The sequence below is a fragment of the Bacillus siamensis genome, assembly GCF_051628075.1.
Classification (GTDB): Bacteria; Bacillota; Bacilli; order Bacillales; family Bacillaceae; genus Bacillus; species Bacillus siamensis.
In genome coordinates this window covers 684,474-709,674 of record NZ_CP155579.1, presented here as the reverse complement: position 1 = coordinate 709,674, position 25,201 = coordinate 684,474, and the positions used below count along the sequence as shown (strand labels likewise).

The 25,201-nt window shown below is 46.5% G+C and carries 23 protein-coding genes and 1 pseudogene; 5 read left to right on the top strand and 19 right to left on the bottom strand.

Annotation, left to right across the window (positions count from 1 at the left end):
* Positions 1 to 60 precede the first annotated feature (60 nt).
* Complete coding sequence (locus ABDB98_RS03690; RefSeq protein ID WP_438421398.1) at positions 61 to 1,290, top strand: MFS transporter; 1,230 nt, start codon at positions 61 to 63, stop codon at positions 1,288 to 1,290.
* Positions 1,291 to 1,318: 28 nt separating this feature from the next.
* Here the strand turns inward: ABDB98_RS03690 and ABDB98_RS03685 are convergent, their stop codons facing one another.
* The 7 genes and pseudogenes from ABDB98_RS03685 to ABDB98_RS03655 form a co-directional block, all read right to left on the bottom strand.
* Positions 1,319 to 2,257 carry a putative nucleotide-diphospho-sugar transferase gene (locus tag ABDB98_RS03685; RefSeq protein ID WP_438421396.1) on the bottom strand — a complete coding sequence of 313 codons (939 nt, stop codon included), beginning with the start codon at positions 2,255 to 2,257 and terminating at the stop codon, positions 1,319 to 1,321.
* A pseudogene (locus ABDB98_RS03680) lies at positions 2,254 to 3,433 on the bottom strand (glycosyltransferase). Before ABDB98_RS03680 ends, ABDB98_RS03685 begins: the two are co-directional and overlap by 4 nt.
* Before the next feature lie 27 nt (positions 3,434 to 3,460).
* Entirely contained in the window at positions 3,461 to 4,372 is a 912-nt protein-coding gene (locus tag ABDB98_RS03675; RefSeq protein WP_438421395.1) for a putative nucleotide-diphospho-sugar transferase, read from the bottom strand.
* Positions 4,373 to 4,394: 22 nt separating this feature from the next.
* On the bottom strand, positions 4,395 to 5,363 hold the full coding sequence (locus ABDB98_RS03670) for a GDP-mannose 4,6-dehydratase (protein ID WP_438421394.1): 969 nt from the start codon (positions 5,361 to 5,363) through the stop codon (positions 4,395 to 4,397).
* Between the two features lie 6 nt (positions 5,364 to 5,369).
* The gene (gene rfbF / locus ABDB98_RS03665; protein WP_438421392.1) at positions 5,370 to 6,134 is read right to left on the bottom strand and encodes a glucose-1-phosphate cytidylyltransferase; all 765 of its coding nucleotides are present in this window, start codon (positions 6,132 to 6,134) and stop codon (positions 5,370 to 5,372) included.
* A 219-nt stretch (positions 6,135 to 6,353) separates the two neighbouring features.
* The gene (locus tag ABDB98_RS03660) at positions 6,354 to 8,282 is read right to left on the bottom strand and encodes an LTA synthase family protein (protein ID WP_438421391.1); all 1,929 of its coding nucleotides are present in this window, start codon (positions 8,280 to 8,282) and stop codon (positions 6,354 to 6,356) included.
* Between the two features lie 428 nt (positions 8,283 to 8,710).
* Positions 8,711 to 11,896 carry a bifunctional cytochrome P450/NADPH--P450 reductase gene (locus tag ABDB98_RS03655; protein WP_438421390.1) on the bottom strand — a complete coding sequence of 1,062 codons (3,186 nt, stop codon included), beginning with the start codon at positions 11,894 to 11,896 and terminating at the stop codon, positions 8,711 to 8,713.
* 160 nt (positions 11,897 to 12,056) lie between these two features.
* Between ABDB98_RS03655 and ABDB98_RS03650 the strand changes: the two genes are divergently transcribed.
* A complete protein-coding gene (locus ABDB98_RS03650; protein ID WP_438421389.1) occupies positions 12,057 to 13,118 on the top strand; it encodes a DUF3900 domain-containing protein in 1,062 nt (353 codons plus the stop codon).
* Between the two features lie 67 nt (positions 13,119 to 13,185).
* Here ABDB98_RS03650 and ABDB98_RS03645 read toward each other — a convergent pair whose 3' ends face one another.
* Both ABDB98_RS03645 and ABDB98_RS03640 read right to left on the bottom strand, forming a co-directional pair.
* Positions 13,186 to 14,763: a GmrSD restriction endonuclease domain-containing protein gene (locus ABDB98_RS03645; RefSeq protein ID WP_438421388.1), complete on the bottom strand. Its 1,578-nt coding sequence runs from the start codon at positions 14,761 to 14,763 to the stop codon at positions 13,186 to 13,188.
* Positions 14,764 to 14,984: 221 nt separating this feature from the next.
* The gene (locus ABDB98_RS03640; protein WP_438422109.1) at positions 14,985 to 16,106 is read right to left on the bottom strand and encodes an FAD-dependent oxidoreductase; all 1,122 of its coding nucleotides are present in this window, start codon (positions 16,104 to 16,106) and stop codon (positions 14,985 to 14,987) included.
* Between the two features lie 148 nt (positions 16,107 to 16,254).
* Between ABDB98_RS03640 and ABDB98_RS03635 the strand changes: the two genes are divergently transcribed.
* Positions 16,255 to 16,767 (top strand): MarR family transcriptional regulator, encoded by a 513-nt coding sequence (locus ABDB98_RS03635; RefSeq protein ID WP_438421387.1) that lies wholly within the window; start codon positions 16,255 to 16,257, stop codon positions 16,765 to 16,767.
* Positions 16,768 to 16,803: 36 nt separating this feature from the next.
* Here the strand turns inward: ABDB98_RS03635 and ABDB98_RS03630 are convergent, their stop codons facing one another.
* From ABDB98_RS03630 to ABDB98_RS03595, 8 genes are all read right to left on the bottom strand, one after another.
* Positions 16,804 to 17,448 (bottom strand): Bax inhibitor-1/YccA family protein, encoded by a 645-nt coding sequence (locus ABDB98_RS03630; RefSeq protein ID WP_060963372.1) that lies wholly within the window; start codon positions 17,446 to 17,448, stop codon positions 16,804 to 16,806.
* Between the two features lie 90 nt (positions 17,449 to 17,538).
* Positions 17,539 to 17,841 (bottom strand): hypothetical protein, encoded by a 303-nt coding sequence (locus ABDB98_RS03625; RefSeq protein ID WP_045927129.1) that lies wholly within the window; start codon positions 17,839 to 17,841, stop codon positions 17,539 to 17,541.
* Between the two features lie 29 nt (positions 17,842 to 17,870).
* Positions 17,871 to 18,044: a YezD family protein gene (locus tag ABDB98_RS03620; RefSeq protein WP_082761615.1), complete on the bottom strand. Its 174-nt coding sequence runs from the start codon at positions 18,042 to 18,044 to the stop codon at positions 17,871 to 17,873.
* A 117-nt stretch (positions 18,045 to 18,161) separates the two neighbouring features.
* Complete coding sequence (locus tag ABDB98_RS03615) at positions 18,162 to 19,232, bottom strand: sulfate/molybdate ABC transporter ATP-binding protein (RefSeq protein WP_438421386.1); 1,071 nt, start codon at positions 19,230 to 19,232, stop codon at positions 18,162 to 18,164.
* Between the two features lie 13 nt (positions 19,233 to 19,245).
* A complete protein-coding gene (gene cysW, locus ABDB98_RS03610; protein WP_438421385.1) occupies positions 19,246 to 20,109 on the bottom strand; it encodes a sulfate ABC transporter permease subunit CysW in 864 nt (287 codons plus the stop codon).
* Positions 20,110 to 20,119: 10 nt separating this feature from the next.
* Positions 20,120 to 20,956, bottom strand: a complete 837-nt coding sequence (gene cysT / locus ABDB98_RS03605) for a sulfate ABC transporter permease subunit CysT (protein ID WP_049628050.1) — start codon at positions 20,954 to 20,956, stop codon at positions 20,120 to 20,122.
* A 16-nt stretch (positions 20,957 to 20,972) separates the two neighbouring features.
* Positions 20,973 to 22,001 (bottom strand): sulfate ABC transporter substrate-binding protein, encoded by a 1,029-nt coding sequence (locus ABDB98_RS03600; protein WP_438421384.1) that lies wholly within the window; start codon positions 21,999 to 22,001, stop codon positions 20,973 to 20,975.
* A 279-nt stretch (positions 22,002 to 22,280) separates the two neighbouring features.
* On the bottom strand, positions 22,281 to 23,147 hold the full coding sequence (locus ABDB98_RS03595) for an STAS domain-containing protein (protein WP_438421383.1): 867 nt from the start codon (positions 23,145 to 23,147) through the stop codon (positions 22,281 to 22,283).
* 162 nt (positions 23,148 to 23,309) lie between these two features.
* On the opposite strand from ABDB98_RS03595, the gene ABDB98_RS03590 reads away from it, so the two are divergent.
* Together ABDB98_RS03590 and hmoA are read left to right on the top strand one after the other, a co-directional pair.
* Positions 23,310 to 23,672 carry a VOC family protein gene (locus tag ABDB98_RS03590; RefSeq protein ID WP_060963375.1) on the top strand — a complete coding sequence of 121 codons (363 nt, stop codon included), beginning with the start codon at positions 23,310 to 23,312 and terminating at the stop codon, positions 23,670 to 23,672.
* 84 nt (positions 23,673 to 23,756) lie between these two features.
* Positions 23,757 to 24,083 (top strand): heme-degrading oxygenase HmoA, encoded by a 327-nt coding sequence (gene hmoA, locus ABDB98_RS03585; protein ID WP_016936945.1) that lies wholly within the window; start codon positions 23,757 to 23,759, stop codon positions 24,081 to 24,083.
* A gap of 32 nt (positions 24,084 to 24,115) precedes the next feature.
* On the opposite strand, the gene ABDB98_RS03580 is transcribed toward hmoA, so the two are convergent.
* Together ABDB98_RS03580 and ABDB98_RS03575 are read right to left on the bottom strand one after the other, a co-directional pair.
* Positions 24,116 to 24,805, bottom strand: coding sequence for a YetF domain-containing protein (locus ABDB98_RS03580; protein WP_045927133.1), 690 nt, complete (start codon positions 24,803 to 24,805; stop codon positions 24,116 to 24,118).
* A 104-nt stretch (positions 24,806 to 24,909) separates the two neighbouring features.
* The gene (locus ABDB98_RS03575; RefSeq protein WP_045927134.1) at positions 24,910 to 25,188 is read right to left on the bottom strand and encodes a YesK-like family protein; all 279 of its coding nucleotides are present in this window, start codon (positions 25,186 to 25,188) and stop codon (positions 24,910 to 24,912) included.
* Positions 25,189 to 25,201 lie beyond the last annotated feature (13 nt).

The window sequence follows — 25,201 nt, the reverse complement described above, 5'->3', positions numbered from 1 at the left end:
TCATTCACCTTATGAATAATATGGTGTATGCTTTGCTTACATAAAAGGAGGAGAATCACTTTGGCAATTGCCGCACCGATGAAAGAAAAACCTGTCCATCGTCCCGATACAACCATGTATTCCATTTTATTGATTATCGGGATTTGTCATTTGCTGAACGATTCACTGCAAGCGGTGATTCCGGCGATGTTTCCTATTTTGGAACGTTCCATGAGCCTTACCTTTACACAGCTCGGAATGATCGCCTTTACGCTGAATATGGTGTCTTCCGTGATGCAGCCCGTCATCGGCTGGTATACGGATAAACGCCCGATGCCGTATGCCCTGCCGCTCGGACTCACCGCAAGCATGCTCGGCATTTTAGGTCTCGCGTTCGCCCCGTCTTTTCTGACGATTTTATTCTGTGTATTTTTTATCGGCCTTGGCTCCGCTGTTTTTCATCCTGAAGGATCGCGTGTCGCTTACATGGCCGCCGGCGAAAAGCGCGGCTTGGCGCAATCGATTTACCAAGTCGGCGGAAATACCGGCCAGGCGATGGCGCCCCTGATTACCGCGCTGATTCTCGTTCCGCTCGGTCAATTCGGCTCTGTCTGGTTTACGCTTGTCGCCGCAATCGCTGTGCTGTTTCTCATTTATATCGCCAAATGGTATAAAGGCCGCCTTATTCATTTGCGCGCCGCAAGTAAAAAATCACCGGCTGCCGCTGTGGAGACCGTGATTACAAAGCCGATTATTCTTGCCCTTATCATGATTATTTTCTTGATTTTCGCGCGTTCCTGGTATGTGAGCGCGATCGGCAACTTTTATACATTCTATGCGATGAATGCCTATCATGTCAGCATTCAGCAGGCACAGAGCTACATCTTCGTCTTTTTATTCTTCGGGGCTGTCGGAACGTTTCTCGGCGGGCCGCTGGCAGACCGTTTCGGAAAGCGGAACGTCATTATCGTATCAATGATGGCATCGGCTCCCTTGACGATTTTCCTTCCGTTTGCGGGACCTGTCATCGCCTATGGCGTACTGGCGCTGATCGGCGTTGTCCTGATGTCCAGCTTCTCTGTGACCGTTGTCTACGCACAGGAGCTCGTTCCGGGTAAAATCGGCACGATGTCAGGGCTTACGGTCGGGCTCGCCTTCGGAATGGGCGCGATCGGAGCCGTTGCGCTCGGCGCCCTCATTGATTCCGCGGGATTGACGCCGACCATGACAGCCGTCGCCTTTCTGCCCGTTTTAGGACTGCTCGCGTTTGTCCTGCCGAGCGACAAAACATTAAAAGAATGGCATTCATAAAAAAATCCCTGCCTTTTCGGCAGGGATTTTATGTTTCAACCGTATAAAAATGAGTGTCAGGAACCGCATATCGCGGAATAAACCCGTCTCTGAAATCGGGAAACGCCTTTTGAATTTCATCAATCCATTTTTTTACGTTTTTGATGTACGGCACGTAAATCATATTGACTGTCGCCTCGTCATCAATGTGATAGTACCAGCACAGATTGAATTCGTTCTCCGTGACAAGCGTAAAGCCTGAAAAATGATAAAAAATCAGCGGGGTGTCATTGACATATACAGCCCCGTCACGCAGGCTGACTTCGTATTGCTCAATATTCCACAGCGCGGCATTTGCGCCGATCGACTCCGTGACATGAACGTTCTCAAACTGCGCGGGCCACTTTTCAACATACCTTTGGTCACCGTATGTCTTTTTTTCTTCATTCATCTCCACCGTACAATAGGAGATGCAATCCTGTCTCCACTGCCAGACCGCCCGATACGCTTCCTCGGTATTCCGCGCGCCGACAAACCCGGTGTTGTACTGCCCGGTCAGCTTGTAATAAGACGCAAACCGTTCTGAATTGCGGTGATCCGTCAGGAAAAGAGAAGCATCCGGCTTTTCGGCGAACAGCTTATCTGCATCTGAGAAGAAAAAGAGATCAGTGTCCAAATGGGCAAAATATTCGGCTTCATCATACTCCGTCATCACATGGAACAAAAATGCCGGCTTCAGCGTCCAGCAATATTCATGAAACGTCCGCCCGCCCTTTGCTTCAAGCAGCTCCGGGTCCTCCATTTCATGGAGCTGAACCGCCGTGACATGCTCCCACGGCACCTGCTGAAGCAGTTCATACGCCTTCTTGTCGACACACAGCACATACAGATGAAAATCACGGCAATGCTCATGGAGAGAATGAATCATCGGCATCAGTTTAAAGATATGCGTTCTTGAAACAATGGTTGAAAAATGATATTTACTCACCATATCACATCCAATTTATTTAAAATCCACATGCAGTAAATCAGCAAACAGCGCTTTGAACGCTCTTGCAAAGTGCGTAACGCCCAGCTTTTTTTCCGCTTTTGACAAAAGCTTTTGGACCTCCGGCAGATGAAAGCTGTTCGCCGTGATACGCGGGCTTTTCGTCCTCCAGTCCGGATCGAGGTTGCGGTCTTTAACCGCGTGCATCAGCTCAAGAAAGATGTACAGCAGGCTTTCATATTTCTCATAATCAAGCAGCACTTCGATGTCTGCCATAATGCTGTTGGTTAACTCCGCATCAAACGGGCCGTTAAACGCGAGGTGCACGTCAAGCGAATGGATGTCATTGTACTTGTCGCACATGTACGCGATATTCGCCCTGATGTCATCAACGGAAGCACAGTTGCTCGGATGCTCCTGATGGACGCTCATGATATCGCGCCGCAGCTGAAACGACAAGCCCGACTGGTGAAGCCTGATGCCGAGATCATAATCTTCAAAACCGTATCTGACAATGCCTTCATCAAACAGACCGAGATCTGCCACATGCTGCCGTTTGACTGAGGAATTGTTCGTAATGAAAAAACGCCACGGCAGACGGTAGCCTTTCAAGTCGTCTCCGTATTTTTCCAAAATGCTTTTCAGCACACGTATAAAATCGGTATCTAAGTCAAAGCATCGGTCGAGAAAGCTTCCGTCTCTGATGGCACTTTCATCAAGAAGCGGCTCTTTATCGCCCGGCAGCTCTTCATACAGTTCGGCGAGCTTTTCCTTATGCTCTTTTTCAAAACGGTCATAATAAAAGCTGTACAGCCGCTTCCAGAACATACCGCATACGACAAGATCGTCCCGGTCCTCATGAGCCTTGATATGCTTCGCCACCAAATCCTTTTCGGCAAGCATGTCACTGTCATGGAAAATCAAAATATCCCCTCTGGCATTGCGGACCGCCTGATTCCGGCCGTAAGCGATTCCTCTGTTTTCTTTAATTCTCACAAAAATCAGCGGAAAATTCGCGCTGAATGATTCGAGCATGGATAAGGTTCCGTCTTCCGAACCGTTGTCAGCCACAATCACTTCGAACGGCTCTGTGCATTCCTGTTCATTCAGGGACAGCAGGCTGTTATAAAGCCGCTCCCTGGAATTATATGCGGGAACTATGACGCTTGCCTTCACTTTTGTTCACTTCCTGTATATAATCATTTATTTGTTATCGTCCTCAGATGCGAAGCCGCTGAACTCCGGACAGACGGCGCTGACCGTCCCGATCACCTGCTTCAGAATGTCTTTGTAAAGCTGATGGACAAACGGCAGGTCGGTCCGGGTCTTCTCGTGAATCTGCCGAATGTCGCCGGCTGTGATGATCCGGTATCCGCTGAAATGATAGAAAATCAGCGGACTCCCGTCTTCGAGCACAAGACGCCCGTCCTTCCATGAAAATGTGTGCCGGCCGTAATTCCAATGGCCGATATTCACACCGGGCGTTGTAATGTCACACACATTCGGGAATAGATCAGACATGTAATCCAAGTAGCCCTGATCTCCGAATTTTCCTTCACCCGGCGCATTTTTGCATTCTTCAAGACAGCGTTCTTTCCACCATCTGAGACAATCTGTGCCGGCCCGGTCGTTTTTGAAGCTGAGAAATCCGGAGTTATACCGGCCTAAAAGGCGCTGCAGCATGTCAATTTCCTGTTTTTCAAATGAGGGGATGACGATATCGCCCCGTGACAGAAGCACCGAACAATCCGGCTGATTTTCAAAAATCGGGCGCGGATCAGCGAAAAAAAACAAATCGGCATCAATGTACGTGACACGCTCTAAGTCCGGATGTCCGTCCAGCACGAATTCGAGAAATACCGGCTTCACCGTCCAGCAGTATTCGCTCTGGTCTCTCGTCCGCTTCAGTTCAAGGAGCTCCTCATTTTCCATTGCAGACACCGGAATCAGGGTGACATTATCCGGCTGCATTGCCTGAAGCACGTCATAGGTGTCTTGATCCATACACAAAGTAAAAATGGGGGCGTCCGCCTGAACCTCTTTCAATGAGCCGAATAAAGCGATGGCCTGATACAGCCTTCCTTTTGATAAAACTGTGCAATATGCGCTTGTCACGTCTTTATCACCTCTGTTTCTGTTACTTTTGAAAAAAGGCTTTATACCATTCGATCGTTTTTTCCAACCCTTCATCAATGGTATGCGCGGGTGTCCAGTTCAGAAGCTTTCTCGCCTTTTCCGCCGACAAATATTGATGCTTAATTTCGTGGCTCCCCTGGTTGAGCACTTTCGGCTTCAAGTCACTGTCCATGGCCTTAAGAATTTTTTCTACAAGTTCCAGCACCGTCAGCTGAATCTCATTGCTGAAGTTGAACGCTTCTCCCGCAAGATTGAGCTCCTCCATCTTTTCCCCCAGCAAAAGGTACGCCTCGACCGCATCCTCAATGTAAAAATAATCACGAATAAATGTGCCGTCGCTGCGGATTTCCGGCGCTTCACCGTTCAGCACGAGCTGAATCGTCTGCGGGATAATCCGGTTGAAATTCAAATCCCCGCCGCCGTACAAGTTGCCGCAGCGCGTAATACAAACCGGAAGGCCGTACGTATTAAAATATGTGTGGCTTATCAAATCGGCACAGCTTTTTGACACATCATACGGATGTTTGCCCTGAAGAGGCATGTTTTCATTGTACGGCAGTGCCGGCTGGTCGCCGTACGCTTTATCACTGGAGGCGACGATCACCCGCTTGATGAGCGGATGCCGGCGGCACGCTTCAAGGATGTTCCATGTGCCGAGAATATTGGCTTCAAATGTAGAAATCGGATTGCGGTTTGCGACGCCGACGATCGCCTGTGCTGCTAAATGAAAGACCGTGTCGATTTCATATTCGCCCAGCGCCCGCTCAATCACATCCAGATCTTCAAGAGCGCCCTGCACGATATTCATTTGCTTCACTTGCTCTCCCTGATACAGATTAGATTTGGGCACAGTGTCACGGACAAGTCCCGTCACATTGGCCCCCTGATCGATCAGTTCCTTTACCAAGCAGCTTCCTAAAAGACCTGTACATCCCGTCACAAACACATTTTTATTTTTCCAGAAACTCAAACTTGATCACCATACCTTCCATACATGTTGTCCCCTGTCCCACATCTTGTTGATTTCCAGCAGGTTTTTATACGTATCGATCGCCGTCCAGAAACCGTAATGCCGATATACCGCCAATTCGCCGTCCTTCGCCAGCTCCTTCAGCGGTTCTTCTTCAAACATGACATCGCTGTCTTTCGGCAGATAATCGAATACCTTCGGGCTGAGCACGAAGAATCCGCCGTTGATGATGCCGTCACTCGAGGTTTTTTCAGAAAAGCTTTTCGCCATGCCGTCTTCGACCGTCAGCGTCCCGAATTGCGAGGTCTTTTCAATACCGGTGACGGTTGCAGCAGCCCCTTTTGATTGATGATAGCTGATCAGGTGAAACAGGTTGATGTTGGCCAGTCCGTCTCCGTATGTCATGAGAAAGGTTTCATCACCGATGAGGTCCTTTGCCTGTAAAAGCCGCCCCGCTGTCTGCGTGTGTTCCCCCGTGTCTAAAAAAGTGATTTTCCACGGCTCGGATTTTCCCAATATCCGCACTTCTCCGGTAGAGCTGTCGAGCGTCATACTATGATTCTTCCAGTCATAATCTAAGAAATATTCCTTAATCATCTCTCCTTTGAAACCAAGAAGCAGGATAAATTCGTTCACGCCATAGTATTGATAGAGTTTCATAATATGCCATAGAATCGGTTTTCCGCCTATCATGGCGAGCGGTTTGGGACGTTCATTGGTGACTTCGCTCATTCTCGTTCCTTTTCCGCCGCAGAGAATGACTGCTTTCATCTCTACCCCTCTTCTCTGTGAATATTGGATTCGAAACCGCCCGTACAAGAGAAACCAACCGGATAATTTGTCCGATTCTCTATCACCGGTTTCAAAATCTACAAGTAAGATATGAGAGATTGGCGCCCTTTGTGACCGAAAGCTCTCTCTTTTTTCAGATTGGTGAAGATACACACAAAAAAAGAGCCTCACGGAAAACCATCCGTAAGGCTCTTTCTATTATTTATTATCCTCATTAAGCTTTTCTTTGCCGTAATGATATTTAGACGGATCAACCGGCGTAAAGTCGCTCAATTTGTGGAATCTGAGCAAGTCTTTGTACATCACGCTGTCAGACAGCTTCAGCTGCTCTGTGACTCTGGCTTTCAGGTTTTTCGTTTCCTGATTGCCTTTCAGTTCTTTTCCTGTCTTCGTATCGTATACGACATTGGAGATAGAAGTATATTTCGGCGTGACGTAGTCTCCGTTACGGAACGTCACCGTATCATCATGGTCTTTCGAGAAGAGATCGGTTCCGAAATTAATATATTTCTTAGAATCAATGCCTTCCAAGTGAAGGATCGTCGGCACAACGTCCATTTCACCGCCGAATGTATGGTTCACTCCGCCTTTTTTGCCGGGGATGTGAAGCATAAGCGGCACACGCTGGTTCTGCGCGTTTTGATAAGGCGTAATTTCTTTGCCGAGAATTTCTTTCATCGCGCGGTTATGGTTTTCAGAGATTCCGTAATGGTCTCCGTAAATCATAATCACCGAGTTGTCATATAAACCGGATGACTTCAGATCTTTAAAGAACTGTTCAAGCGCTTCGTCGAGATAACGAGCCGTCTGGAAATAGTCATCTACAGTTGCATCGCCTGTTTTCGCTTTTTCAATCGTTGCATCTTTTTCATCAAGCGTAAACGGATAATGGTTCGTCAGCGTGAGCAAATGCGCATAGAACGGCTGTTTCAGCGATTTAAGCTTCGGAATGGATTCTTTGAAGAACGGTTTATCCTTCAGTCCCATATTGACAAGGTTGTCATCAGACATATCGTATGTGCTGGCGTCAAAGAATTTGTCATAGCCGATATGTTTGTAAATCTGGTCACGGTTCCAGAATGATTTGTAGTCACCGTGTAAAACGGCGCTTGTATAGCCTTCACTTTGGTCAAGGATGGCAGGAAGCGATTGATACGTGTTTTCCCCTTTTGTCACGAAGGCTGACCCTTCAGGCAGTCCGAACAGGCTGTTATCCATCATCAGCTCGGCGTCAGATGTTTTACCTTGGCCTGTTTGGTGGAAAAAGTTATCAAAGTACGTCATGTCCTCACCGCCGCGGGCGAGTTTATTCAGGAACGGCGTGACTTCTTTTCCGTCAAGTTTGTAGTTGATTAAAAACGATTGGAAACTTTCCAAGTGAATCTTAATGATGTTTTTGCCTTTGGCCTTGCCGAAATACTCGGCGTTCGGCTTCGCATAATGCGACGATGTGTAGTTCTCAACGCTCGTCAGGTCATCGCTGCTTGCATATGCCCGCTGCGTTTCCGTCTGCGCCGTCTGCACGCCGTCATAAATCGTGTAATTATAAAGACCTAAGTATTTTACAATGTAATTGCGGTCAAACGTTCTTGTCAGCAGCTCCGGGCGGTCCTCTTCGGCAATCGCCAAGTTAACAAAGAACAAAACAATACCCGTCACGATAATTAAAGACGTATACCGTTTTTTCAGCTTGAATTCCTTCAGCTCACGTCTCCACACCAGAAGTGCGATTAAAATAATAATGTCAACAAAGTACAAAATATCATGGCCGGACATAATGCTGAAGATGCCGTCTCCCATATTTCCGACATTACCGGATTGCTTTAAGTTAGGGAATGTCAAGAAATCATCGAAGAATCGATAGAATAGGATATTTGCATACAAAATAAACGTCATGATGAAATCAATAACCACCATGATAATCGCTGATTTGCGGCCTTTCGCAAACAATGCCAGTCCTAAAAAGAAAATGGCGCTTGAGAACGGATTGATCGCTAGCAGAAACTGCTGCGTCGGCCCCTTCACCCCAAGGTTGAATTCAGCATGATAGGCTAAATACGTTTTGGCCCAAAACAAAATAATAGCCAGTACAAAAAAACTAAGTCTGTAAGAAAATAATTTCTTCATGGCAACCTCTACTTTCCTAAACACTTTAAATCTGTATTCTTACTTTTTGCTTCAATTCCTGCTTTCCGAGCAAAACGAAAGCATCACACAGCCCCATAAACACACCATTTTAATAAACGATATATTTATCATTCGTGTCATGCCCATTGAACATCTTATCCCGCCAGCCATTAGACGCAGGATATCCGTTCTTCGTTTCACATTTTTTTCTGGCATTAAAAGGTACCGTTTCAGACCCAGTCTGAAACTAGGAGATACCAAATATAAGAATACCACAAACTACTTAAAAACGAAAAATGAATATCAAAGGCAGCCGCCCCACAGGCGGGCTGAAGTTATTGTATGCAAAGGGATTGAAAAACTTGAATATTTTTTTCGGCCGATGCAAAAAAAGGACTGGAGTCATCCAGTCCTTTTCATCAAATCGGTCAAATGCCGGCCCAGACATCTTTTGCGTAAATGCCCTTTGTTTGGAGATCCAAAAGCCATTCTTGCGCTTGCTGTGCATCTGTTTCGTGAACCGACTGATACGCTTTTTGCAGTGCTGCCTCTACATCAGGCGCCATTTTGCTTCCATCGCCGCATACGTAGAGGTGCCCTCCCCGGTCAAGGATTGAAATTAAAGCTTCGGCATCCTCCGTCATGACGTGCTGCACATACGTTTTCGGCACGCCTTCTTTGCGTGAAAACGCCGTATGAAGCGTCACGACTCCGTCTTTTTCATAACCTTCAAGCTCATCACGGTAAATAAAATCATGATCGTTTCTGCATCCGAAATACAGATGAGCTTCCCCCAGCTCTTTCCCTTCTTCTTTTAACGCCGCGCGTGCCTGCAGAAAACCGCGGAAGGGGGCGACTCCTGTGCCGGGACCGACCATAATAATCGGTTTTCCCGGGTCTTCGGGCAGCCGGAACCTTGTTTCCGGAGTGCGGACAAACATCACGATACCATCCTCAGGTCTGCGTTCCGCCAAATAATTCGAAGCGACTCCGCGATACTCCCCCAAACCGCTCCGGGCGGGGCCGCGAACGACACCGACGGTAATTGAAGCCTGCCCGGGATGTTTCCGCGGTGAGCTGGAAATCGAATAATAACGCGGCTTCAGCGGACGCAAAAGCTCCAGAAATCGCTCAAACGGCAGTTCACACGCTTCATATTTTTCAAGGAGATCGAGCATTGAGACGCGTAATGTTAAGATTTGCTCCTGATAGACGCCCTCTCCGAGTAAATCTTCCAATTCCCGTTTGTGCGGCGGGCAGACCGTATAAGCGGCCATTTCCCGGATTTGCGCCCTTGATGCTGCTTCCTGCAATTCGACACAGCTGCTCAGAAGATCGTGCAGCCTGACCGGCCGATCGAGCGGGAGATGAGCCGCGCTCTGTCCGCTGGCCGTCAGCAGCACTTGGTCGTTCCCGTTCAGATTATACCGGCGGAGAACACGGCCGACCTGCTCTTTGCTGTTTACAGGCAGCACGCCGAGATGATCCCCCTCGTTGTAAGCAGCCTCTTTCGGCAGAATGATTTCAATATGCCTTGTGCTCCGGCCGCTTTCCGGCGCCTGAAGCTCCCTGTTTACCGCAACGGATGCGTAAACCGCTTCATACGTCTGTGCCAAAGGGGAGCCGCCAAGCCCGCTCACAAATTGAAGGCCCAGCGTACTCCGCTCTTTTTCGGCATTTTCATTCAGCTTGAGATCGAACGCTTTCATGGCGTCCGCCCACATCCTTTTTTTCCATTCATCAAGCTTTCCTTCAAAATCGCCGCTGACATCCCCTTCGCCGCGGGCAGAAAAGCGTTCCGCCCCTTTTTCGGCAAGTTTTTCATCAATCAGTCTCGGAACGGCCTGATATGTCGCCGCCCAGTTATGGTCACCGCAGCCGAAGACGGCATATCGGACGCCTTTCAGTTCCCCGGTTTTGACTTCTTCAAGCCATTGCACGAATTGCCCCGCGTTGCTCGGAGGCTTTCCGTTATAAGAGGATGTAATGATCAAGAGCGCTCCTTCTTTCGGCAGTTTTCCGATCCGGTCATTCAAGGGCGCTGTTTCAGTCCGGACGCCGTGCATCCCGGCAGTATCGGCAAGCTCCCGCGCCACGCCTTCTGCAGTTCCCGTATCTGAGCCGTACAGAATCAGAAGCGGACGGTTATCAAGTCCGATGATGGAAGCGCCTTTTGTCTCCTGTTTTTCTTTTTTGACACCTTCCCCCGGTTTTTCAGCCGCCGGGAGAGCAGCCGAAACGGCTTCTTTGTTTCGCGGCCGCACCCGAATATGAAAATCGCCGGGCTTGAGCGTTAATGTTTGTTTAATATCGAGCTCATAATCGGTGTGGTCTGTAAAGGTAAAATGCTGAAGAATCATCCCCAGAACAAGAGTTGCTTCGTGCAGGGCGAACTGCATACCGATACACGCCCTCTGACCGTTTCCGAACGGCTTGTACGCATGGTGGGGCACTTGATCCGGATCTTCAAACCGCTCCGGATAAAATTCCTCCGCATTGTCTCCCCACGCCTCTTTATCACGATGAAGCTGAGGAATTAAGACGGAAATTCTGTCTTTTGCCGTGATCGGATATTTCCCGCCAATCACCGTATCCTCTTTCGCATAAAGACTGAACGCAGGCGCGGTCGGCCATAAGCGCAATGACTCCTGCAAAATCATCCGGATATAAGTAAGATCCAGCACTTGTTTATATGAAGGAACGGGATCGGTCAATACCCGATCGGCTTCCTCATAGGCTTTTTCCAAAACACGGGGATGCTTCAGCAGAAAGTAGATGGCAAAAGAAAGCAGGCCGCTTGTCGTTTCATGGCCGGCAATTAAAAACGTGATGATTTGAAACCGGATATTTTCATCGTCAAGTTTGTCGCCTGTTTCCGGGTCTTCCACATTCAGCATTCTGGCCAGCAGATCCTTTTCATCCCGGCCGCCGTCTGACTTACGCTCTGCGATAATACTGTCTACTAACGAAAACATCGCCTGAATGTCATGATGAAATTGGCGCTTCGTTCTGATCATGAGCTTATCCTGAACATCAAGGCGCTGCATTTGGTGCATCGCTTCATCAAGGGCGCGCACCATGCTGTTGATAAACGGATGAGGCGTTTCCCTGTAATAGCTGTTAAACCGATAGTTAAAACCGCACAGCCCGATCGTATCGAGCGTCAGCCGGGTCATATCGGCAGGCACATCAACGGCCTCATCCGGGTTCAGCCTTGCCCATTTTTGAATCAGCTGCACCGCGATATCCGTCATCATTGCATGATAATCTTTCATCGCGCGCTGGCTGAAGGTCGGCATCAGAATATGATGCGCCTTTCGCCAGTTAGGCTCATGCGTCCAGCTTGTAAACAGCCCGTCACCGGCAAACGCGCGGACTTTCTCCAAAGCCCCTTCAATGCTTTTATCGAACCGTTCTTCATCACACACCTCTTTCACCAGTTCATGGCCGGACACGACGATAATCGTGCCCGCCGGCGTATGCAGCTGAAAAATAGGCCCCTGCTCATTTGCCAGTTTGAGAAGCGACATGGTGGGCTTGTCTTTATCAAGCAAAGGAAGATTTCCGAGCGGGCCGAACGTCTTTGGCTGCGGAATCGGACTTGTTTCCTTCATGAATAACACCCTTTCTTAAACGGAATGCGTTTCTTCCAACTACAGTGCCCTTTTCACCCGCCGATTATCCGCCAGAGCGGGCAATCCTCATTGACGATCATTAACGGTTTTTTCTATACTGGAGAGGCTTGTCAAATACAGAAATAAGGTGAGTTCATATATGGATTTTGAAATCAAGTTTTTATCGTTTTATGTCATTCAAGTGGAAGGAAAAGACGAACAGGCAAACAAACAGTTCAAACATTTCCAGACGCTTGATACGGAAGAATTTGAAGAAAGCGAGCTGAAGGATTTTCTTGACGGGGAATTGAAGAAAATCGTCAAACGGAAAGCCGAACGGCATCCGCAATCCGAGCAAGTCCCCACAAAAATCGGCCATTTTATCACGGAGCCGGGTCATGAGCTTGATTCAAATCCGAATTACAACCTTTTCAACCGTGCCAGACTTGCGGACACGAAGGACGCATTTATCGAAGCAAGCGAGCAGTTCGTCCGCACTTATCTGGACACGAGCGCCGTTCGCGGCGGTGTTTTTATCGTGGCATCGGCCGTGCCGCGTAAATATTTTGAGGACAAGTTCGTCTTTATGATGAAATGCGATTTCGAGCCGAAAGTCGCCCGGATCTCAGACGCTTCATCTCTCATTAAAAAGGTCGAAATGGCCATCACAACAAAAAACATGAAAAGCATTCAATATCCGTATATGCCGGAAGAAGGCATGACGGAAGAGCACGAGCTGAAAATCCACCAAGCCTCGCATGCCCGTTATTTTGAGGACTTTCTCAAATTTGTCGAATACGGCGAATCGATGCCGGAAATCATGAAAAACCAAGTCATGAACATGGTGCAGGAGCACGTGTATGAAACTTTTGAAGAAAACAGCGAAGAGCTTCAGCAGTTTGAGCACGACATTGAAATTTGGGAAGCGAGTGAAAAGCGGGAAATTCAGGAGCGCCTCGACACCCATCAAGTCATCGAGGCATCTGCGCAGATCATTGAACACACGCCGGAAGCCGAGCTGAAAATGAAAGTCGGAGAAACAGAGATTAAAGGATTGCTGGCCGATTTCGGCGAAACCATCCATCTCGCAAAAATAAACGGGCGCTATGTCGCGCTCATTGAGGCGGAAACAATCTCGTTTGAAAAAGGCAGTTCGCCGGTGGAGTTTCACAAGCCTGAGGGGCTGCATGAGGTGATTGAACGGATAACAAAAGACTCTTGAAAACAGAGACTTTAAAAAATAAAAAGTAGAGTGCTATATTAAGCATTCTACTTTTATAAATTGATATTTATCTGGTTAATTCTTTGACATAATCCGTTAAAATTTTAGCACGTAGTCTTATGAATTGGTCATAATCTAAATCAAACATATTCTTTGGACATAAATGGGACGTTAAAATATCTTGAAGGCGATCCGATGGTAATAAATCCTTGTATGAATTAGGTGACTTATCTTTAATTTTTTGATTATCTGCATTGTTAAGAAAACAAAGGTTTGCTAAAACATTAATTTCTTTATTATTCTTACCTGAATTTTTTAAGAAATTTTTAGGGAATATATGATGAAACTCGGTTCTACTAGTATTTTTCAATACTCTTCTTAAATCAACTTTTGCTCCAGATATAAATGATGAAGGTTTTTTACTTGCTAACGCAATTATGTAAGTTTTTGTGTTTACAGAGCCTAAATTAAATTGATTTTCGTTAAAAAAGCTTTCATACACTTCACATTCAAACCCTGATATTTTTCTATTCTCATCTTTTCTTAATTCATCCATTGCTAATAGATCCTGTTTGTGTTTCTGTGTGACACCACTTGAATATCGACGGGAGAAACACGATCTCCAGAACCACCTTAACAATTCACGTCTTTGCTTATCACTGTATAGATTACCATTTTTTTTATCCGACGCAAAGAACCTTGTTAGACTAACAATCATTGAAGTATATGGCATTATTTTTATTGATTCTATATTTAATTCCCTTTGTAGAAAATCGATTGTACCTTTTATTCCATTTTTTATTTTTTCGAAATTCTTTCTAACTTCTTCCCCATTTAAAGACATTATAGAAAGTGGTGAAGCTTCTCCTAAGATCACTCCACTACAACACCTTAACAGAAGGTCTTTGTCTTCCGAAATCTCTCCAAATCCAAATTCATCGAGATCATCGACTAACTTTTCTATCTCTTCTTGCAGATCAAACTCTGAACTCCATGTCCACGCCGTTAATAATTGGAATGTATTTAACTCCGTTCCTGCTCTATTTATTCTTTCGAATACAATAGCTACCTTACCTTTGTCCTCAGTTTCAATCTCTTGAACAGGAAGCATAACCTCTTTAAATTTTTCTTGAACTTTGTCAATCACTTCCAAAAAATCTAAGTTTATTTCTGCTGTGGCCTTTCGGTATTTGACAGAATCGAACATTGCATTCATTGGAAAATGTTTATTTAGATCAACTTCTTCTGGTGCAAGGGGGATAAAAAGACTTTCCTGAATGTTTTCATCCGCTGTGTAATCAAAATAAATATCAGACCAATTATGATTCTGTTTTGTAGGTTCAATCAAACTTTGAAAAACTGTAAATAGTGATGTTAAACGTTGCTGTCCATCTAACACATATTTAATTGGATAATCTTTTTCAGGTTCTGGAAGAATAAAGTTCCCAAAATCCTTCTCAATCTTTAATTTTTCACTCGTTTTCCAAAGAAATATATTACCAATAGGAATACCTTTATATAAACTGTCTAATAGAAAAGCCACTTGTTCCGACGTCCAAACATAGTCCCGTTGAAAAGAGGGAATTCTTATTTCTCCTGATACTACTTTATTTATTACATTTCTAATAGAGATAGGTTCAGCCATTTTATCCTCTCATTCCCATAAATACTCATTAAAGAGCATTTAATATATAATAATTCCCATATAAATCATTTCCATTTACACTTAAATTATTATAAATTAAATACTAAGGGTGTTTCAAGACTTTATTAACATTAACAAAGTCATAAATATATTAAAGATACGGAATAAATCTGAACAAGACTGACAAAAAGTCCAGACGCCATGTTCTGGACTTTCTCTATTTAATAAGGCTCTTTGAGCAATCGATAGCATTCACCGATGATGTCTTGGACGCCGGGCGTTCCCTTTATCTCGCGGCGGACGATTTCAGATGAGAGATTCTGCACCCGTAAAGCCCGCTCCGCCCGTCGTTCGAAGTATGCCTGACATGCAGTTTCATGGTTTTTGTGCTTTTGCAGTTCTTCACTAAGCACGATCGCGTCTTCAATCGCCATCGCCGCGCCCTGCGCCAATGTCGGCGCTCCTGCATGGACGGCATCCCCGCCCAGAACGACGCGGCCTCTGTGCCACGGCTCTTTGACCGCCATCTGCTCAACCTTATGAAACAAAACGGGATATTCCTTTGACATATTTTCTGTCACAAACTTCACTCCCGGAAATCCGCGCAGCAAGTCTTTCACCCGTTCAAAACGCGTGTCCTCATCATCCCTGAAGCCAGCGTCATACGGCCGGATGATAAATACGTATCCTGTTTTTTCGGACAGCGGCACGACCCCGACCTGCGTCTGCCCTTTTTTATACATCAGTGTTGAATCATGAAATATCGGCTCGGGAAAAGAGATGTAAAATCTGTGCGCCCCCATGCCGAGATACTCCGTTTTCACTTCTCTTTGCAGCATTTGATCACGGACAGCAGAGCGGATGCCGTCAAAACCGGCGAGAATGTCAGCCGTCATCGCGGTTCCTTCTGCGAAATGCACCGTTATTTCATCTGCTGTTTCTTCGTAAGATACGACTTTTTTACCGAGCAGAATCGTAACCCCCGCCGCTTCAGCATGCTTTCTGAGGACATCATTTAAGGCTTGCCGAAGTATATTATTCCTCCCAGGCAATGAATCATCTAAAAACGCCTCACTTACTTTAAACAGCAGCGTTCCGTTTTCATCATGCTGCTTCAGCCATCCCGTTTGAAAGCCGTGTTGGCAGCATTCTTCATACACACCGATTTCCCTCAGCACCCGCAGCGCATTTTGAGGCTGGAGAATGCCCGCTCCGCTTTTTCGCATATCGGACGCCGCCTCGCAAAGGGTCACTTCAAAACCCGCTCTCCCGAGAGAAATCGCTGCAGACAAGCCGCCGATCCCTCCGCCCGCTATGATGATCTTCTTCACTTCATGGTTCATCACGATACCGCCTTCTCTATTTGTTTACTATCCATTAACTATTAGCCACCTTACTATATAGGCTGAAAAACTGTCAATCTTTATAAGTTGCCTTTTGAATCCGGCAAGCTTATACTTTGAATCACAAAAATGTACGGAGGCTTACAAAATGGAATTGAGAGATTTGCCGGATTACTCGCAGATTGCCGGACACGCTGAGATTTACGCCGATATGGACGCTGACTCATTGAAAACATTTTTGACTTTATTTGATATGGCGAAAAAAATGAATCATGTCATGGAGCATTATTTCTCAAGTCACGGATTGTCAGAAGGCAAATTCAAAATTTTAATGTTTCTGTTTGACGCACCCGGCCGCAGCCTGAGTCCGACGGAGCTGGCAAAAAAATCCAACGTCACCAAAGCGACCATCACCGGATTGATCGACGGACTCGCACGGGACGGCTTTGTAAACCGCAGCCGGCATACCGGCGACAGACGAAAAATCAGCATCGAGCTCACAAAGGAAGGAAAAGAAAAGCTGATGCTGTTCCTCCCCGGCCACTTTTCTAAAATTTCAGGTGTCATGGAAAACTTCACCGCTGAAGAAAAAGTGGCCTTCACAAAAATGCTTGAAGTATTATTTGATAAGATTCTGCTGTTTTCCGGCGGCAGAACATAAAAGGCGCCCCTTTAGAAGGGCGCCTTTTTCGCGCGGTTAATCATCACTGTTTAAAATCCCGAAAAATCGAAGCAGGTTGATAAACAGGTTGATAAAGTCGATATAAAGCGTCAATGCCATCAAAGGGATCAGATCCGCCGTGATGTCACGGTGTTTGATCTGGTTCAGGTCGTATAAGATGTACATTGAAAACACAATCGTTCCGATGACGGAATACGCCATCATGGCGGCGGAATTCAGCGGGCTGAAAATATTAAAGATCCCCACCGCGAGAAGCGCGATAACAGCGACAAGCAAGAAGGACCATAAAAACGACAAGTCCTTTTTCGTCTTAGCGCCGATCGTGCCGAGCACCGCAAAAATCACAAACGAAGAGCCGAATGCCTCCAATACGACATAGGCGCCCGCTGCGGACGCATAATGGCTGATAATCGGAAACAGCGTCACTCCGGAAATAAAAGCGAATGAAAACACAAACGCATATCCGACGGCTTTTTTTCGGCGCAGCCAAAACGCCGCGAAGATCATGACGACCTCTAAGATCGACAGCGGCAGCATCAATGCCGGCGGAATGAACTGGCCGGTATACAGGCCGATTGTCGCAACTAACAGCGTAAACACAAATACCGTTATAATGCGCTGCATAATAGATTGTTTGCTCTCATAAGCAGCAGTTTGCATGTCAAAAGTCCTCCCAAAAAATGATTGTGATAGGTCTATTATAAATAAAATGGGAGAAATTTGCATGATTTTAAGAAGATTTTAAGGATATCAGGCCTGGCGTTTTGCTGCACACTCCTGCATATTCATGAAATCATGCAGTTTTTTCGTCAATCCGCCGTGCCCGAATCGGATATTCCCCTTCTGTCCCGGCGTTTTCGCATAATCGAGAAACGCCAGCACATAAAGGCGCCTGACGGGAATGGGAATGATGCCCGCATCATAAAACCATCCGTCAATTGTATTCAGCACGCCTTTATTTATGCCGTACTGCTTCGTGCACCAATGCAGAAAGCGCACTTCGGGCAGGTGCAGATACCGGCTCTCCCGGAAAGGAACAGTTGAATGCTTCATATGTACCGCCTCCTGTCATTGGCCGTTTTTTAAGATTGTTTTACTTCTTTGCTCTTCAGGGAAAATCGATATTTCTCCACCTTATCAATTTGTGTCACTTGGGAATTATGAACCGTAATCTGAACAGTCCCGAAATCGATCGTTTCCAGCGCACTGATAATCTTTTCAACCACATGCGGATCTACGTTTCCTTTGGACGTCATCATGCTCCCCCTTTATGTCTGGCCGTTCGTCTTGAAGACAATGGTTTTTAATTCATACTATTCTGATAAGAAATATATAATTATACTATTATGTTTCCCTCCAAAAATCAATAACATTTACACGATTTTTGGATATGATTTCGTTGCGAATACTTTCACTTCCTTCGCTTTGACATAAACTGTGTCACCGACACCGGCCCCCAAGTCGTCATATTGCTCCTTTGAAAGCTCAATCTCCAAATGCTGGCCTGTGTCAGTACGGACGGCTTCCACTCTGACGGACGGCCCGATGGCGCGGATATGCGCCGCCTTTACTTCAAACGAATTCAGACCGGACGGATTTTTTTCTACGGTAAAATGATGGGGCCTCACATAAGCGATCCCCCTGTCCTGATCAGCATGCCCGACAGGTAATACCGCATTTCCGGTGATCAGCTTTCCGCCTTCCACTTTTCCTTCAAATACATTGACACTGCCAAGAAAGTCGTACACAAAAGGGTTTGCGGGGTAATCATAGACCTCCTGCGGCGTTCCGATCTGTTCAATCACGCCTTCATTCATGATGATGATCCGGTCAGCCACATCAAGTGCTTCTTCCTGGTCGTGAGTGACGAAAATACTTGTCATGCTGAATTCATCATGAAGCCGCCTGAGCCATTGTCTTAATTCTTTTCTTACTTTTGCGTCGAGCGCGCCGAACGGTTCATCCAAAAGCAAAATTTTCGGTTCTACGGCCAAGGCGCGTGCGAGGGCAGCTCTCTGCCTTTGTCCGCCTGACAGCTGCGAAGGGTAGCGCTTTTCATAAGGTTCCAGTTTTACAAGAGCGAGAAGCTCTCTGACCTTTTCGGCAATTTCTTTTTTTGCAGGGCGCTGCTTTCGCGGACGGACTTTTAATCCGTAGGCGACATTTTCAAAGATTGTCATCTTGCTGAATAACGCATAGTGCTGAAACACAAAACCGACACGTCTGCTTTTCACATGCGTATTTGTCACATCTTGTCTTCCGAACAGGACACGCCCCCCATCCGCCTGCTCAAGGCCGGCAATAACTCTCAGCAATGACGTTTTGCCTGAGCCTGACGGGCCGAGAAGTGCGACCAGCTCGCCATTATTGACGTGAAGATTAATATCCCGCAATGCCTGATAGTTTCCGTAATGCTTAGAAATACTGTCGATCGTAATCTCCATAATGACTCCTTCCTCACCCGGCTTTGGCAGAGCGATAACCGGCTTTCCATTCAATGATGTTTTTCAAAAACAGTGTCACAATCGCAAAAACCGACATGACAGAAGCCACCGCAAAAGCGGCCGTAAACTGATATTCGTTGTACAAAATTTCGATATGAAGCGGGAGCGTGTTAGTAACACCCCTGATATGGCCGGAAACGACTGAAACGGCGCCGAATTCGCCGATTGTCCGGGCCGTGCTTAAAATCACCCCGTAGATTAGCCCCCATTTGATATTAGGAAGCGTGACATGCCAAAACGTTCTCCAGCCTCCAGCACCAAGGGTGACGGACGCTTCTTCTTCAGCATTTCCCAAGCTTTGCATAAGCGGTATTAATTCCCGGGCGATGAAAGGGAGCGTCACAAACAAGGATGCAAGCACGATTCCCGGGACGGCGAATACGATTTTTATCTGGTGATCAAGTAAAAATGGACCAAGCCAGCCGTGAAGCCCGAACAAAAGAACAAAGATTAAGCCCGCGATTACCGGAGACACGGCAAACGGCAGATCAATCAGTGTCATAAACAGACTTTTCCCCCTGAATTCATATTTGGTCACAGCCCACGCCGCGGCGACGCCGAACAGCGTATTCAGCGGAACCGTGATGAAAACGACGAGGAGCGTCAATTTCATCGCGGCAAGGGAATCCGGATGCGTGACAAAGAGGATATAGGCCTCCGCCCCCTTTTTAAAAGCTTCAATAAATATAAATGCAAGCGGCATGATTAAAAATATGGACAAAAAGAGCAGAACCGCTGAGATCAGCACCCATTTCACAACGGGTGATTCCCGTATCTCCCGCTTTGGCGCGGCTGTTTTGGCTGTTTCCAGCTGCATGGCATATCCCCTACCTTCCTGCATATTTTCTCGCGGTGAGCCATTGCAATCCATTGATGATGAATAAAATGAAAAATGTGATGACAAGCATGACTGCCGCAACAGCCGTTGCCCCGGCATAATCGTACTGCTCTAGTTTCGTCATAATGATCAGCGGGGAAATCTCGGTTTTAAACGGCATATTGCCCGCGATAAAAACAACAGAACCATACTCCCCGAGAGCGCGGGCAAAGGATAATGCAAAACCCGATAGAATAGAAGGAAACAGCTCCGGCAGAATGACCCTTCGAAAGGTTTTCCATTTTGAAGCTCCGAGTGAGGCAGATGCTTCTTCCGTTTCTTTTTGGAGACTTTCTAAGACGGGCTGAACCATCCTGACGACAAAAGGCAGCCCGATAAACGTTAATGCGATGACAATGCCGATCGGCGTAAACGAGATACGGAAAGGAACCAGCTGTCCGATCCAGCCGTCCGGCGCATACATTGCCGTCAATGTGATGCCTGCGACGGCGGTCGGCAGTGCAAAAGGCAGATCAACCAGGCCGTCAGCCAGCCTCTTCCCCGGAAAGTCATATCTCGTCAGCACCCAGGCGATGACTACGCCGAAAACCGCATTGATCAAAGCGGCGCATCCCGCCGTCATGAAGCTCAGACGATAGGAAGCTGCGGCTCTCGGCTCAGAAATGATACGCCAGACGTCCCCGGGGCCCATTGACATGGTTTGAAAAAACACCATTGAGAGCGGCACGATAACCAAAACGGCCATATATAAAAATGTAAATCCCATCGTTAATCCGAAACCCGGAATCACGGACGGTTTTGTTTTTTTGAAAAGCAGCGTTCTCATAAATCGTTCCCTCTTTCTATTTCCCATAGATGCTGTCAAAGGTTCCGCCGTCATTGAAATGGGTTTCCTGCGCTTTTTTCCAGCCGCCGAATTCCTTTTCGACCGTCACTGTTTTGATATGCGGGAATTGTTTTTCATACTTTTTCAGAACCTCTTTATCGCGTGGCCGGTAAAAATTCTTCGCGGCGATCTCCTGTCCTTTTTTGCTGTAGAGATAGGATAAATATGCTTCAGCCGCTTTTTTTGTTCCTTTTTTATCCGCCGTTTTGTCGACGACAGAGACAGGAGGCTCAGCAAGAATGCTGATTGACGGATTGACAATCTCAAACTTTTCCTTGCCGAATTCCTTCAGTGTGAGATAGGCCTCATTTTCCCAAGCGATCAATACATCCCCCATCCCTCTTTCTGTAAAACTGGTCGTTGCCCCCCGCGCCCCTGAATCAAGTACTTCCACATTGCCGTAGAGGTCTTTCATAAACTGTTTGATTTTCGTTTCGTCATGATGATACGTTTCATCCGCATATGCCCAGGCCGCTAAATAGTTCCATCTGGCTCCGCCGGATGTTTTCGGATTGGGCGTAATGACAGAAACACCCTTTTTCGCTAAGTCAGCCCAATCAGTGATATGTTTCGGATTTCCTTTTCTGACTAAGAACACAATGGTTGACGTGTAAGGAGTTGATTGATCCGGCAGACGGGACTGCCAGTTTTGATCAATGAGATGGGCTTTTTCTGCTATCGAATCAATGTCATAGCCCAAAGCAAGTGTTACGACATCAGCGTCAAGTCCGTCTATAACGGATCTGGCCTGTTTCCCCGAACCTCCGTGCGATTGCTTTACGGTTACCTCTTGACCCGTTTTCTTTTTCCAATAAGAAGAAAAGGCCTGATTATACTCTTTATACAGCTCCCGCGTCGGATCATACGATACATTCAGCAGCTGAACGGTTTTTCCGTCTGATGAAGCGCTCCCGGACTCAGACTGACAGGCTGACAGCGCCCCTGCCAGTAATAGTAATACTAAAAATGCCGTTATTTTTTTCATTTTCCTGATTTCTCCTCTCTCTGCATAAAAAAAGGCATATTATCTCCTTTTTAAAAAAAGAAAATAATATGCCTTCAGTTGACTGATGGGCCATTATACCGGTATTAGATATGGGCAATACGGCCAGCTTTCGTTTGTGTACGATCAGCTATTGGTGCCGGTTCGATGTGTATAAGAATAATTCAAACTATCCCTAGCTGTCAACTAAGTTTTTGAATATTTAAATTGTTTCCCGCTGACAAAAAAAGCGCCCCGCCTCTGGCCGGAGCACTTTTTTTCTCACACTTTTGTTTCCTCAATAGTACATGTGACACCCATGCTGGCGAGCGCCTGCTCCAGAGAGCCGTAGGTTTGATACGCTGAAAAATCAAGCCCCAATTGGATAGAAGTCTGTGCCACATCAGGACGAATGCCGGAAAACACGGTTCTGATGCCGAGGAGAAATAACGTTTTCGACAGCATGTACAATTGCTGCGCCACCATCGTATCGACAATGGGCACACCGGACAGATCAATCACAAGGTTTGTGATCCGTTTGGCGACACAGTTTTCCGGCACCGTCTCCAATATCACGCGCGCCCGTCTCGTATCAATCGCGCCGATGAGCGGCAGAGTGCCGATCGTATCCGCGATTAAAATAACCGGACAGCTCAATTCGGAAATAAGCTCCTGCTGAGATGACAGCCTCGCGATCATTAATGTCTGATACTGTTCAGTAAAATCCGTCATCAGCTGATCAAATGAGCCGTTAACAAGATGATTCCAGCGGCGGACATCCTCTTTTGTTACGATATCCGGATTCTCATCTATAAAACGGGTGACCGCTTCCCAAAAGACGGTTCTTGAATTGCCGATCGCTTCAACGACCTCGTGAACCTGCGCGTCCTGCTCCACTCTGCTTTTCGCTACCTGTGCGGCCCATTTTTCTTTGTTATGCTGAAAAACAGCCGGGTCTTCCAAAAAAGCGCTTGCGACGGCCGTGTTCGTAAAGGTATGCTGCTCGATCAGCAGCCGTTTCATTTCCTCACTTAATTGATCCGCAGAATAAAAATGCCCTCTCAGCTTCCGTCTCAGCTTGAGCCATTTTTCCGTCAGCTCGGCCGAATGTGTAATAATATAATCATGAAGTAATTGGTCTTTGTTCACTGCCGTCTCCTCTTTCAAGAATATGTCCTTTTGTCTAAATTATAAATCGGAATTGCCGATCGTACTAGAGAAATAAAAAAAAAGCCGGCACATTAAAGCTTTCGGTTGCTTTTTTCGCCTGCAGGACACACTATAAAAGAAATGAAACAGGAGGTCAGTAAAATGATCAAAAAAATCGCAACAGTCGCCGTATACACTGACGATCAGCAAAAAGCAAAAACATTCTGGACGGAAAAAGCGGGATTTGAAACCGTCGCCGAACATCCGATGGGCCCTAATGCCTTCTGGCTTGAAGTAGCGCCAAAAGGAGCCGAGACTCATTTGGTTATCTATCCGAAAGCGATGATGAAAGGGGCCGAGCATATGAAGGCTTCAATCGTATTTGAATGCGAAGATGTCTTTGCCGCATACGAACAGATGAAAAAGAACGGCATCACCTTTTTAGATGAACCGAAACAAATGGAATGGGGCAGCTTCGTGCAATTTAAAGATGAGGATGGTCATGTCTTTCTCCTGAAATCGTAATCCGTCAGGCATCTCAATTGACTTTGAGAATTATTTTCATTTAAGATGTTGAATAAAGCGTGAAAAGGATTGGAGAGATGCCAGATGTTCGTGCAAATCAGAAAAATGACCGTAAAAGAAGGACATGCCGATAAAGTGATCGAACGCTTCAGCTCAGAAGGCGTGATCGAAAAGCAGGAAGGCTTGATTGACGTAACAGTCCTGGAGAAAAAAGTCCGCCGCGGCGACGAAGAAGTCGTCGTCTTAATCCGCTGGGAGTCAGAAGACCATTGGAAGCAATGGGAAAAAAGCGAAGATCACATCGCGGCCCACAAAGCAAACCAAGGCAAGCCGAAACCTGATTACATGCTTGGGACGGACGTCGGTATGTATCATGTCAAAGCCGTTAAAACAGGCGTACATGGAAAATAATAAAGAGCGTTTGCCCCAGGGCAAAGCTCTTTTTATTTTTTCTCCTCATACGGCAGGACAAACAGCGGTTTATCGGGCTTCCATTCCGCATACAACACGTCCTCCGTTTTTTTGATGTTTTGCTTTTTCAGGTCTTGCATCAGCTGTTCTTCTTCCACCCCGGCTTCTTTCAGATTTTCGTGCAGCACTTCACCGTCAATAATCAGTGTGACCGGTAAGGAGACCTGCTTCGGCTTGATTTGCATGTCGCCGTTTTTCGTCGTGTCGTACGGAAATTTCGGCAGGACGCTGACCATCCCGTTTGTTTCTAAAATCGCATATTCCGCTTCCTGTATGGAAAAGCAGTTCGCCTGTCTGAGAAGGCTCTGCAGCTGATTTATGTCTAATTTATTCTTTTTCAGCACATCATATTTCAGTTTTCCTTTATGGATGACAATGTTCGGCTCGCCTTCCAACAGCTTTCTGGAGCTTTTCACTTTTTGCGTAATCAGTTCGATGAAATAGATTAAAATCCCCCATAACAGAGAAGCAAAAATGATTTCAACGATCCTGACGCCTTTATCATACACCGCATTTCCGACCAATTCGCCGAGGATAAGCGCCGAAATAAAATCAAACGGCGTAATCTGTGAGAATTGAGTTTTTCCGAGCAATTTTAAAATCACAAATAAAATACCCAAACCGCATACTAATTCCCAAGCCACTGTAAATAAATGTCCCATATCTGCACCTTCTTCTTAAAAGTCATTACCATTATGGACATCCGCCTGTTTTCTATACAGCGGCCGAAAACACAAAAAACGCAGCCGCAGCCGCGTTTCTCAGTTTAATGTTTTTGATTCGATTTCACGACCCGAACGCACGTCTCAGCAACATAACCGACGGCCGCTCCGAAGCCGGCAAACATCGCAGCAAGGCCCAGGCCCATCCCTTCCCAGCCGCCGACACCGAAAATGCTGTAAACAACCGTACCGAATGCAGCAAGGCCCAGAACCGCCAAAAGGCATTCAGGCCACATCTTTTTCGGCCATTTTTTACGGAGAACAGCCGATACGGCAAAATTAAGACAAAACGCGGCCAGACAGATCAGATAAAAATATCCCATGTCTCTTGCACCT

What these genes read in the sequence shown, in the direction of transcription:
- ABDB98_RS03590 (WP_060963375.1), top strand. Translation starts at nt 23,310, where the DNA reads ATGATCAAAAAAATCGCAACAGTCGCCGTATACACTGACGATCAGCAA.
- cysW (WP_438421385.1), bottom strand. Translation starts at nt 20,109, where the DNA reads ATGCAGCTGGAAACAGCCAAAACAGCCGCGCCAAAGCGGGAGATACGG.
- ABDB98_RS03600 (WP_438421384.1), bottom strand. Translation starts at nt 22,001, where the DNA reads ATGAAAAAAATAACGGCATTTTTAGTATTACTATTACTGGCAGGGGCG.
- ABDB98_RS03615 (WP_438421386.1), bottom strand. Translation starts at nt 19,232, where the DNA reads ATGGAGATTACGATCGACAGTATTTCTAAGCATTACGGAAACTATCAG.
- ABDB98_RS03650 (WP_438421389.1), top strand. Translation starts at nt 12,057, where the DNA reads ATGGATTTTGAAATCAAGTTTTTATCGTTTTATGTCATTCAAGTGGAA.
- ABDB98_RS03660 (WP_438421391.1), bottom strand. Translation starts at nt 8,282, where the DNA reads ATGAAGAAATTATTTTCTTACAGACTTAGTTTTTTTGTACTGGCTATT.
- ABDB98_RS03620 (WP_082761615.1), bottom strand. Translation starts at nt 18,044, where the DNA reads ATGACGTCCAAAGGAAACGTAGATCCGCATGTGGTTGAAAAGATTATC.
- ABDB98_RS03630 (WP_060963372.1), bottom strand. Translation starts at nt 17,448, where the DNA reads ATGCAAACTGCTGCTTATGAGAGCAAACAATCTATTATGCAGCGCATT.
- cysT (WP_049628050.1), bottom strand. Translation starts at nt 20,956, where the DNA reads ATGAGAACGCTGCTTTTCAAAAAAACAAAACCGTCCGTGATTCCGGGT.
- ABDB98_RS03640 (WP_438422109.1), bottom strand. Translation starts at nt 16,106, where the DNA reads ATGAACCATGAAGTGAAGAAGATCATCATAGCGGGCGGAGGGATCGGC.
- rfbF (WP_438421392.1), bottom strand. Translation starts at nt 6,134, where the DNA reads ATGAAAGCAGTCATTCTCTGCGGCGGAAAAGGAACGAGAATGAGCGAA.
- ABDB98_RS03625 (WP_045927129.1), bottom strand. Translation starts at nt 17,841, where the DNA reads ATGAAGCATTCAACTGTTCCTTTCCGGGAGAGCCGGTATCTGCACCTG.
- ABDB98_RS03635 (WP_438421387.1), top strand. Translation starts at nt 16,255, where the DNA reads ATGGAATTGAGAGATTTGCCGGATTACTCGCAGATTGCCGGACACGCT.
- ABDB98_RS03655 (WP_438421390.1), bottom strand. Translation starts at nt 11,896, where the DNA reads ATGAAGGAAACAAGTCCGATTCCGCAGCCAAAGACGTTCGGCCCGCTC.
- ABDB98_RS03575 (WP_045927134.1), bottom strand. Translation starts at nt 25,188, where the DNA reads ATGGGATATTTTTATCTGATCTGTCTGGCCGCGTTTTGTCTTAATTTT.
- ABDB98_RS03580 (WP_045927133.1), bottom strand. Translation starts at nt 24,805, where the DNA reads ATGGGACATTTATTTACAGTGGCTTGGGAATTAGTATGCGGTTTGGGT.
- ABDB98_RS03645 (WP_438421388.1), bottom strand. Translation starts at nt 14,763, where the DNA reads ATGGCTGAACCTATCTCTATTAGAAATGTAATAAATAAAGTAGTATCA.
- hmoA (WP_016936945.1), top strand. Translation starts at nt 23,757, where the DNA reads ATGTTCGTGCAAATCAGAAAAATGACCGTAAAAGAAGGACATGCCGAT.